This is a genomic window from Streptomyces sp. NPDC054883 (assembly GCF_053610645.1).
Map to the genome: position 1 here is coordinate 73,996 of NZ_JBSGYT010000034.1, position 9,983 is coordinate 83,978.

Sequence of the window (9,983 nt, forward strand, 5' to 3'; positions counted from 1 at the left end):
CAACAGCACGCGGGGAACACGGACGACTACATGGCCTGGTTAATAGGACGTCACCTCAAGATCGACAGCGCAGAAGGAACAAGTACTCCGGTCACTGTCACCGACACCTCGGCACAGGAACCGAATCACCATACGACACCCCCGGGCGCCGACGCACACCAGATAGCGCGGCCCGCCCCCCGCAACCAGCGCCCGGGCCCCCGCGGGACCCCCGCCTGCCACGCCTCCTCCTGACACAGGCGCAGCCACACGAACGCGTCAGCGGACGACGGCACCTGCTGATACGCCCGCGTTCCCTTCCGCACCACCCCCAACAGCTGCTCACCCGGCCGAGCATCCCGTTGCCGACACGTCAGCAGTTCCTCCGCCCGCGCCCCGTGGGATACCCAAAACTCCAGCAGGGCACGATCGCGGTTGTGGCGCAGTGCCGCGAACAGCTCGTCGAACCGCGCATCCGGGATCCGACGCGGCACCCGCACCGGTACCGACGGTCGGTACCGGCCGCCGGTCGAGGACCGGGCCGGCCGACCGGCCGCGGCGGGCAGCCGACGGCGTTCTCGTCCAAGGGGGAACGGGTTGATGACCGGGCCGGTGCCCGCGTCCAGGTGAAAGTCGTAGAAGGACCGCAGCACGGTCTCGTAGTGCGCCGCAGCGCCTGAAAGCCCCTGCTGCTCGGCGCCTATGTTAGCCAGGGAGTGTTCCAGTCGTCGGCGCCATGTTTCCCCGTGTTTGTGGGGCTTTCGGCGTCGTCGGCGCGGGGGAGGGGGCGGCCGGTGAGGAGGAGGGCGAGAATCTTCTGCCAGGTGCCGTCGGTGTTCCACAGGCGCAGGCGCTCCGCGCAGCGGTGCCAGGGTCCGTAGCGGGTGGGCAGGTCGTGCCAGCGGCGGCCGCCTCTTTGTTGCCACAGGATGCCGTTGACGATGGCCCGGTAGTCTGTCCCGCCGGGCCCGCAGCGGGGCAGAAGGGCGCGGACCGCGTCCCATTCCTGGTCGGTGAGGTCGTCGGATTGGTTCATACCGCTTTAACGGTTTTCCTTCCTGCCGGGCACGTCCCGGCTGGCCGCCGGCCCGACTCACAGCCAGACGGGTGCGGAACCGGTTCTACTGCGGCTCGTTTAAAAGGCTGGGATGCACACCCCTCCCCAGGCGCCCCGAGCTCCCGGGGCGGGGGCCCTCGTGCTGACACCTGACACGTGCCGCCCTGCCGGGCCTGGCACGGAGGGCGGCTGTTGGGCTGGTCAAGCCGGGTTTGCCCCGCTTCCCTCCCCTGCTCGCCGCCCGAGGGTCCGCATCATCGCCGCGCCTGCCAGCACAGCGCACAGATGCACCGCCACCACGACGGTGGGGCTCTCCGGCAGTGTGACATCGGCCGGCTCCGTCATGGCTACATACAGCATGAGGGGCAGCTTCCAGGCGCTCCACGCGAACAGTGAGCCCGACCCGACCCACCCGAACGCCAGTGGGAGCCAGCGCGGCCACCGGGCAGGACGTGCCCCGGCGACCACCCGGATGGCGGCCGCTCCGGCGAGTGCCCAGAACCCCCAAACAGCTGCCAACACGTACCAGTCGGTGTTCCGCTCGGCCGGGTGGGCAATTCCCACCGTGCCGCCGACCGCCCAGTAGATCCAAACCAGTCCGACCGCGGCACCGACGACAACTGCCCACGGCCGCACCGTACGCGGCCCGTCACCGACGCGCCCGATGAACGCATCCGGCCAGCGGCGCCGCAGATACACCGGGACCGCGAGAGCCAACCCGAGCCCCATCCCCACGAAGCTGAACTGGACCAGCACTCCCTCCCAGACCGGCATGGCCGGATCGCCGCCGCCCCCACCCTCCTGTGAGCCGCCACCCAGGAGCGCACTGAACAGAACGAAAGGCAGCACCGAGACGAGGAACCCCGATCCCACCCAGGAACAGAACGCGACCAGCGCCCCCGGTATCCGCATCCCCCACGGCCGCACCAAAGCGAGCGCCAGAGCGATCCCGATCACTGCCATACCGACCGTGACGGTGTTGAGCACCACCCACTCCGCCAAGCCGAACCCAGCACCGATCGGCAGCACGCCCACCAGCGCGCCGACCACCCACGAGACTTTGATCAGCAAGTACGGCGACATCGCCAGAGCCGCCCCATACGCCGCGCGCCGCCCGATCCGATCCCAGCGCTCCACCCAAACTCCCCTTCCATCAGCAGAAACCCAGCCTCCGGCCTTACCCGCCCGGCCACATCGCCCGCCGGACGCATCCGCCTCCCCCACCCGGGGGAGGCGACGGGCGGCAACTGAGTACCGAAAGACCACCACGACGAGTCATCCCGCACAGTGCGGTGAGCGAGCACGAGGAGTGCAGCCTCGCCATGTAAAGGGACTGTGCACACAAGTCACCGACTCGGGGGGACTCAGCCACCTCACCCGTAGCCACCAGTTACGGGACAGGTCTTACGAGCTCGTGCATGGTTGGCGGTGCGACGCTGGATCTTGATCCCTGAACATGTTCGTGTGGTGGGGAACGGGCCTCGTGAAGCGATCATCGGCGATCAGAGGATCACAGGGCTGTCTGCCGCTGTGATCACCTAAGTCGTCGCCGAGGTAGGTCCGTTATGACACGAACGGCACCGGGCGAGACTGGAGTCCAGGCCCCGGAAGCGGGCCGTCGGCGCCGGGGCAAAGCACCAGCTGGTCTTCATCGACCGGCTCCTGGCCACGCTCGTCCACCTCCGCCACGCAACCACTCACGACTTCCTGGCCTGCTGGTTCGGCGTCGACCGCTCCACCATCACCCGGGCGATCGCCGAGGTGCGGCCACTCTTCGCCGAGCGAGGCTGCACCATCGCCACCGACATCCGTCTCCGCACCCTCGCCGAGGTCATCGACCACCTCGGCGCCGGCGGCCGGACCGGGATCATCGACGGCACCGAGGTCCGCGTCCGGCGGCCGGCCGCGGGACGCAAGGACCGGGACAAGTTCATCTCCGGCAAGCTGTGCCGACATTACCCACGCCCGACAGTTGGGCCTGGTCAAGAAGCACCTGACCAACGGACCCTTAGAGATCCTCGCGATGCCGGCTACCAGGGCCTGGGCGCCAACCGCCGGCGGCGTCGTGACACCACCACACCGCAAGTTCAAGAAGAACCCACCGGACTGGTGCGAAGAGATGCACGAACGCCAGCGCAAGGCACACTCCTCACGCCGTATCCGTGTCGAGCACGGCATCGCACACCTCAAGAACTGGCGAGCCCCCGCACGGCACCTCGGCCGCCGCGAGCACATGAGCGACACGATCCAAGCCGTCGCCGGACTGCTCTCACACCAGCAGCCGCCACCCGCGGGCCGGTTCAGCCACAGTGACCACCAGGCCGACCCGCACCTTTCGACGTGCCACCGCCAACCATGCACGAGCTCGTTAGCTTGGCCTCTCGCCGCAGACCTCCGCCGGCCCTGGGAGAACCCGCCACCCCCGAGCGGCTCACCCCGGCTGGAGTCCGCCGGGGGGCCAGGAACATCCGCGCCCATATACCTCTGCCCGGCCCGGTTTCCCAAACCCACCGGCCCCGGCCCCGGACGGCCGCCCGACTCAAAGAACCGGTGCCCCACACCCCGCTATGACGTCGGCAAGACCGTCCAACGCGAGTTGACCCTCGCAGACCGACAACGGGACGGAAGATAGAGAACAAGCTCAGTCGACCTCGGTCAGTCCCAGACAGGTTGTCCACGGTGCGTTGTCGTGGACAGCACGTCGCAGCCCATGCGGTGGACTGCTGCGAGGAGAGTCGTACGAACCTGATCTCCGTCTTCGGACGGGAAGGCGACGCGGATCTGGTGGCCGTAGGCCGTCTCATAGGTGAGGTTCCAGCCGAGCTTCGTGGCAGCGAAGTGGTCCTGGCGCGCGTCTTCGTCGGCGTAGCCGCCGCGGTCGGCGGTCGGGGACAGCACCTCACGCAAGATCTGAAGGCGCTCGGGATAGGTCCGCTCGCCGCCGGTCAGTCTGATGTAGACGTGCTGGAGCTCGCGATGGGGTTCGAACCATGGAGCTGTCACATGCTCGTTGGCGGGGAAGACGGTGGTGTTGACCTGTCCGCTCAGCCAGCCGTGCAGGAACGAGACTGCGCTGACGTCGTGGGCGTCGTAGTACCACCCGCGCGGGTTCCAGGCCACGACGGTCCAGGTATCCGGGTGCCCGTCGGTCAGCCAGCACAGCCGGTCACCGTTGTCGGTTCCGGCCCACTCCAGCAGTCCACCGGGCTCCGGATAGTAGGGGTAGGGACACTTCTCCGGGTTCGCCTTGCGGAACGACCGTTCGTTCTCCAGGAGCCGCTGTGCGGACTGGACCAGGAGGTTACGGGGGCCGAAGGGTGTCAGGGGCGTGACGAAGTCTGCGAACTGACCCAGGCCGTAGTACCCGATGAGGGACTTGAAGTCGGCGGGAAGCTCCAGGCCAAGGGCGGCCTCGATCTGCTGCCAGTCACCGCTCGCGTCGATGGGGTTCACAGGCGGTGGCACCAGGCGAACCAGGTCGTCGATCGTCGTCATACGAGAGAGGCTATCGAGCAGGCGGCCTTGAGCTGTCAGGCAGGGGAGGCGGCGGGTCTGCGCTCACGCCGCGAGTGCAGGCTGGAGGGACCGGGTGGCGTCGGCGTACGAGTGCTTGTGCAGGCCCACACCCGTGCCTGGCAGGTCACACAGGGGGATACACGAACTTCCGGACGTCCCCTCTACGCGGCCGGAAGATAAAGAAGAAGCTAAGACCGTGTCCTATGTGGTGAGGCATCGTTGGCCTCGGTATGGGGCGGGGTACGTGGAGTTGGATTGTTCCGGACGGGTTGTGGGAGATCGCGGAGCCGCTGATCCCTCCGTCCAGGGTGCGGCCGCAGGGCGGCGGCACCCAGGACACGCCTGATGAGACGCTGTTCGCGGCGATCATCTACGTGCTGGTCAGCGGCTGCGCCTGGCGGGCTCTGCCACCTTGCTTCGGGATATCGAAGTCGACTGCCCACCGCCGGTTCCTGATCTGGTCGCGGGCAGGAGTTTGGAGTCGGCTACACGAGGAGATCTTGCACCGGCTCGACGACGCGGGCCTTCTTGATCTCTCCCGAGCGGTCCTCGACTCCGCCCATGTCCGCGCTAAAGAAGGGGCGAACTTACAGGGCCGAGCCCCGTGGACCGGGGTAAGCCGGGCTCCAAGATGCACATCCTGTCGGGCGCAACCGGACTGCCCCTCATGGTCGGCGTCTCGGCCGCCCACACCCGCGACAGCCAGGCACTGAAGCCCATGGTGCTCGGTCACCAACGAGACACGACTCCCACCGCGGCCGCCACTCCAAGCCCAAGCGTCTGCATGCCGACAAGGCCTATGACATACCTGAGCTGCGGAAATGGCTCCATGGCAAATGCATCGGCGCCCGTATCGCCCGCAAGGGAATCGAGTCATCAGAGCGACTCGGGCGACGCCGGTGGGTGATCGAGCGGACCATGTCCCGGCTGACCGGCTACCGCCGACTCAACCACCGCTACGAACGCCACTCCCGCAACTCGCCCGGCCTCCCTCGGCCTCGCGCCCGCCCTGTGCTGCTACAAACGGTTCGTCCGCCTCACCACATAGGACACGGCCTTGAAGGAGCAGCCCGATCAGCCCACGGTCAGGGTGCACGGGGCGTGGCGTCCGGGGAGAATGTCGGATACAACGTCCCGCGTGCCCGCTGAAGGGCTGGCTTTGCCCTCGGGGCGGAGCGGTCAGTCGTTGACGCAGCTGTTGCCGAACGCCCGGTTGAGCAGCCCGACGATGACGTGTGATCACCAGATCCAGGCGCACCGGGCCGGCCGCTGCCCTTCCCCTCGCCGTAGTCATCTGGCCGTGTACGGATGGCGGTGATGACAGAGCGTGCCCACTGGACGGGGGCGGGGAAGTGCAGCAGGTTTGCCAAGTTGTCCATGTGCGCGGTGCGCTGCTCGCCGGTCATAGTCAGCGCCCTGTACATGGTCCGCTCGAGATCCGCCTGGTCGTAGGGGTCGGTCAGCAGCGCTGCTGCTGCCAAGTGTCGGGCGACGCCCGCGTGACGGGAGAGGACGAGAACGCCCGGCCGGCCGGCCGCGCTGCGCGCCACGATGTATTCCTGGGCGGTGAGGTTCATTCCGTCGGCGAGAGACGCCACCCAGAACACGTCCGCCGCGAGATAGTGGTCGACGACCTCGGCGAAGCCCAGATTGTGGGGAATGTAATCGACCGGTTGCCAGCTGGATGTGCCGTACCGGCCGTTGAGCTCGATGACGGATCGTTCGAGTTCGGTACGGGTGGAGTCGTATGCGCGGATCCCCGCCTCCGGCGGTGGGCAGATCAGGCGGTATCGCACCCGTCGCTGCAGACGAGGGTGGTGGTGAAACAGGTTGGCCAGCGCGCGGATCTTGTGCACGGGCGCCTTGGCGTAGTCGAGCCGTTCCACCGACAGGACGAGCTGGACGGCGTCGTCCGCGCCGCGGGGACGACGCGTGCGTGCGAGGGCGGCAACGGCGTGGTCGTCGATGCCGAGAGGATGAACCCCGATCCGCGGCACGGGACCGCTGGTACCCCCGAGGAGGTAGCGGAAGTTGTCGGCGCAGTCGGGAGTGTGGAAACCGGCCCAGTCCAGTTGTCGCAGGGAGTCGCGCAGCTGCCCGGCAGCGGGGATGCGGTGGAAGACATCCGGGTGGGGGAACGGGGTGTGGTGGAACAGTCCGACGGTTACATCGGGGCGGTGGGCTTTGAGGATGCCGGAGACGAGCCAAAGGTTGTAGTCGTGCAGCCACACCGTCGCCCCCGGCGCGGCGAGAGAGCTGATGTGACGGGCGAAGGCGGCATTGACCGCCTCGTAGTCCGCCCAGGACTCGGGCCGGTCCTCGATGAGATGCGGTTGGGACACCAAGGCCGGCCAAAGGGTTTCCTTGCATACCCGGTGGAAGTACCCGGCCCACCGCTGCGGGCTCACGGCCAGCAATGACAGAGGCAGACCGCCCGGAATGGTCGCGGGCGGTTCGGGCAGCGGCCCATCGCCGACGTGCGCGGCCGCCCACACGGCGTCCAGGCGCTCATCGGCCAGAGCGGCCTGCAAAGTGGGCAAGATCCCGTTGGGGCTGGCGGGCGTCTGCCACCTGCCTTCGTGCCAGCGCACAGGCGGCCGGTGGTAGCCGATGACTACCGACCGTCGTTTGAGCCAGCCCAAGCGCCCCATCGCCTCCAGCACGGCCGCCGCGCCCGGCAGAGGAGATTGGTAGAGCCCTGTACGTGCGGACACCCCTGAGACCAGCGCAGATTCAGCATTACCCACTAGCACGGCACTGGTCCCCAGGTGAAACAGTGACAGGTCGTTGCGGGAATCGCCGGCCACCAGCAAAGCCCGCCGATGCCACCCGAGCCTGTCGCCCAGCAACCGCAGGGCCTGCCCCTTGCCGGCCCGGGCCGGCAGCACGTCGAAGTAGCGATCATTGGCGTACGACCAAGAGCAGCCCAGTGCCCTCACCGCAGCCTTGAGGTCAACGGTGAGATCCTCCGGGGCCAGGTAGAAGGAACATCGGCCGTCCTGGGGCACATGCTCCTGGTACACCAGCCGAGGAAACCGCCTCAATGCCACGCGGACCCGCTCGGTGCCAGGCCAGCCAGCCCGCAGCCGCTTCTCCAGAGCATCAAGACGCGTCATGCTCGCACCGTCGATGACGCTCGCCCCGACGTCCCCGATGATCCAACGGGGGGAGGGCACAAGAGCGTCATCACGCAGGAGCGCGCGAACCGAATCCAGGCTCCGCCCGGTTGCGAAAACGACCACGATGTCGGGATGCCGCTCGAGCACCTCCAGCAGGCGCCGCCTCTCACACGTCGATCCGCCCAATAGAGTCCCGTCCAAGTCCGCTACGAGCACCCTGGCCGCAGCCGCCTCTCCATCCATCGAAGCTCGCTCCAATTCGGCGTTACCTCCGCAGCGACGCAGCACTGCACCCTCGCAGCGCACCGACCGGGAACCGTCGCGCTCGCCGTCCGTCAAGAGCGACTCACCAGGCCGGGTCGTGCGTCACCGGATCGATGACGGCCGGCCCGTCCGGTCCCACGGAGCGGCCCGGATGAGCCTCACTGCTGCGGAGCTCCCGGATTGCCTGCCCGAGCCTGGCTGTACGAAGGTCATCGCTCCCCACAAGCGTTGTGACCAGATCGTCGGGAACACAGCGGGCGGCAGTCACGAGTCCGTCAATGACAGGGTCAGCCGGGGGCACGGCACCTCCATAACAGCAGCGGGGCGACAGCGGGTGTCGAAGCTACTGGGCCTTGAAGCACTGGTTGCAAGGAGCCCCGAGCGCAGCAGCGACGCCCAATGTGTGCCAGTTCTGGCTCCCTGTCTCTCGCAGGGCGGAGCAATTTCACTCACCCGTTTCCTGCGGCTGCGCCGTGTGCCATCCCGAATGGGCCGCCGCGAACCCTGCGAAGGAAAACCCCCACAGCGCCTGACGACCGGGGCCCGCTGGCTGACCGACGTGCCGACTGAAACGGCGGGTTGCCCGGGCTGGGGCCCTACCGGTCGAACTCGCCGTCGCGGACGCCGGCGGTGAACGCGGACCATTCGGCGGGGGTGAATACCAGGGCGGGGCGCCTGGTGTCCTTGGAGTCGCGCAGGGCGACGGCGCCGCCGTCGAGGAACGCCACTTCGACGCACGTTTGCCCGGCGGTGCTGTGGCTGCTCTTGTGCCAGGCGGTGCGGGTGAGGTCAGTGCGGTAGGGGTCGAAAGATTCGGCGGTCATCGTGTGGCCCTCCTTGCGAGTGCGGTTTCTTTCCGCGGGCCAGCCTGTGCGCAGGCGTCGGCCGGTGCCAGACAGCGGGGTCCGCTCGGGCGACGGCCTCGCGGCGTCAGCCGTTCACACCTGAGCCCAAAGCCCGGCTCGCGGGCACACCCGCGGGCACCGGCCCGTCGCCCCGGCGGTTCGCGTCCTGCCCCGGGATGACGGCCGGCGCCACCTTTTGGGCTATTGGGTGAGGTGGGCGCTGACGGTTTTGCCGCCGGTGGGCCGATGGGCGATTTGGGTGGTGTGGGTGAGGCGGTTGACCATGGGCCAGCCGAAGCCTCTGGTGCCGCCGTTCAGGTCGGGGGTGCGCATGTTGGCGTGCGTCGGCGACGGACGTCGTCGAACGCCCGGTCGCGACGTTCACGCTCATCGTCTCCATGAAGGCAGCCTCCGGTCTGTCGATCGCCAGTCTCCCGCCCTCCCTGCTCGGTGCTTGTACCCGGCCCGTGGCCGCCTACCGCCTACCCGGCTCCTGCCGTGCGTGCGTCTGCTTCCCGTGACTGTTCGAGTCCGATTACCTCTCCGCCGAACGCGCAAAAACCTGAGTTGGCCGGAGTAGACATTGGGCGGTGGTGTGGTTATGGTTTCTCTCGTAACCAGCAAGGCCGAAGGGCCCGGCAGGAATGAACTGCCGGGCAGCAGTACGCAGTACCCGCAGTTGCAGTACCCGTAGGACGGTACGGCGGCGGAGTTTCGGAGCCAGGTTTGTGCAGGACGGCGACGGGACTGGCAGTCGGACCGGGTGGCCCGCAGTGATCAGGGGCCGCCATGAGCAGGACCCGCAGCAAACGCAGTGCAGTTCGCAGTACCGCAGTGGAATCAGTATCGGCAACACCCTCGGTGAAGGCGTCGGCTGCGAGCGCGCGCACCGGGAAGTCCGGCAGTGGGGTTCCAAGCCAGAGCAGACGCACGATGGGCGACGGGGCTGGCTGCCGGAAGCGTGGCGCTACCGCAGGCCACCGAGCAGTTCGCAGTAGAGCAGTACCGCATCACCGGCAGTACGCAGTCCCTGTAAGTGAGTAGTTGATCAAGAGGGAAGAGCGGAGGAACGAACGCCATCAGGATCGCCCGGGTGAAGTAGTTGTATCCGGGTACCGCAGGACATCGATAGTGAGGTGGTCTCCGGTCAAGCAACTGCGATCCCCGCACTCCCGGCAGCATCTTGGCCGGGTCGGCGGAAAC

At 67.8% G+C, this 9,983-nt stretch carries 7 protein-coding genes and 2 pseudogenes; 3 read left to right on the forward strand and 6 right to left on the reverse strand.

The window, feature by feature from the left end; all coding sequences use genetic code 11:
• Nucleotides 1-679 precede the first annotated feature (679 nt).
• Nucleotides 680-1,015 carry a transposase gene (locus ACWGH1_RS23845; protein WP_453353683.1) on the reverse strand — a complete coding sequence of 112 codons (336 nt, stop codon included), beginning with the start codon at nt 1,013-1,015 and terminating at the stop codon, nt 680-682.
• Nucleotides 1,016-1,237: 222 nt separating this feature from the next.
• Complete coding sequence (locus ACWGH1_RS23850; protein WP_453353684.1) at nt 1,238-2,173, reverse strand: hypothetical protein; 936 nt, start codon at nt 2,171-2,173, stop codon at nt 1,238-1,240.
• 525 nt (nt 2,174-2,698) lie between these two features.
• On the opposite strand from ACWGH1_RS23850, the gene ACWGH1_RS23855 reads away from it, so the two are divergent.
• Both ACWGH1_RS23855 and ACWGH1_RS23860 read left to right on the forward strand, forming a co-directional pair.
• Nucleotides 2,699-3,349 (forward strand): helix-turn-helix domain-containing protein, encoded by a 651-nt coding sequence (locus ACWGH1_RS23855; protein WP_453353688.1) that lies wholly within the window; start codon nt 2,699-2,701, stop codon nt 3,347-3,349.
• Between the two features lie 55 nt (nt 3,350-3,404).
• Nucleotides 3,405-3,668, forward strand: a pseudogene (locus ACWGH1_RS23860) (NF041680 family putative transposase); the annotation flags it as partial.
• Nucleotides 3,669-3,691: 23 nt separating this feature from the next.
• On the opposite strand, the gene ACWGH1_RS23865 reads toward ACWGH1_RS23860, so the two are convergent.
• On the reverse strand, nt 3,692-4,531 hold the full coding sequence (locus tag ACWGH1_RS23865) for an SMI1/KNR4 family protein (protein WP_453353685.1): 840 nt from the start codon (nt 4,529-4,531) through the stop codon (nt 3,692-3,694).
• 251 nt (nt 4,532-4,782) lie between these two features.
• Between ACWGH1_RS23865 and ACWGH1_RS23870 the strand changes: the two are divergent.
• Nucleotides 4,783-5,600 (forward strand): annotated as a pseudogene (locus ACWGH1_RS23870) (IS5 family transposase).
• Between the two features lie 37 nt (nt 5,601-5,637).
• Here the strand turns inward: ACWGH1_RS23870 and ACWGH1_RS23875 are convergent.
• The 3 genes from ACWGH1_RS23875 to ACWGH1_RS23885 all read right to left on the reverse strand — a co-directional run bounded on the left by ACWGH1_RS23875 (nt 5,638) and on the right by ACWGH1_RS23885 (nt 9,113).
• Nucleotides 5,638-7,914, reverse strand: a complete 2,277-nt coding sequence (locus ACWGH1_RS23875; RefSeq protein WP_453353689.1) for a trehalose-6-phosphate synthase — start codon at nt 7,912-7,914, stop codon at nt 5,638-5,640.
• Nucleotides 7,915-8,531: 617 nt separating this feature from the next.
• Nucleotides 8,532-8,759, reverse strand: a complete 228-nt coding sequence (locus ACWGH1_RS23880; RefSeq protein WP_453353686.1) for a DUF397 domain-containing protein — start codon at nt 8,757-8,759, stop codon at nt 8,532-8,534.
• Nucleotides 8,760-8,981: 222 nt separating this feature from the next.
• Complete coding sequence (locus ACWGH1_RS23885) at nt 8,982-9,113, reverse strand: hypothetical protein (RefSeq protein WP_453353687.1); 132 nt, start codon at nt 9,111-9,113, stop codon at nt 8,982-8,984.
• Nucleotides 9,114-9,983 lie beyond the last annotated feature (870 nt).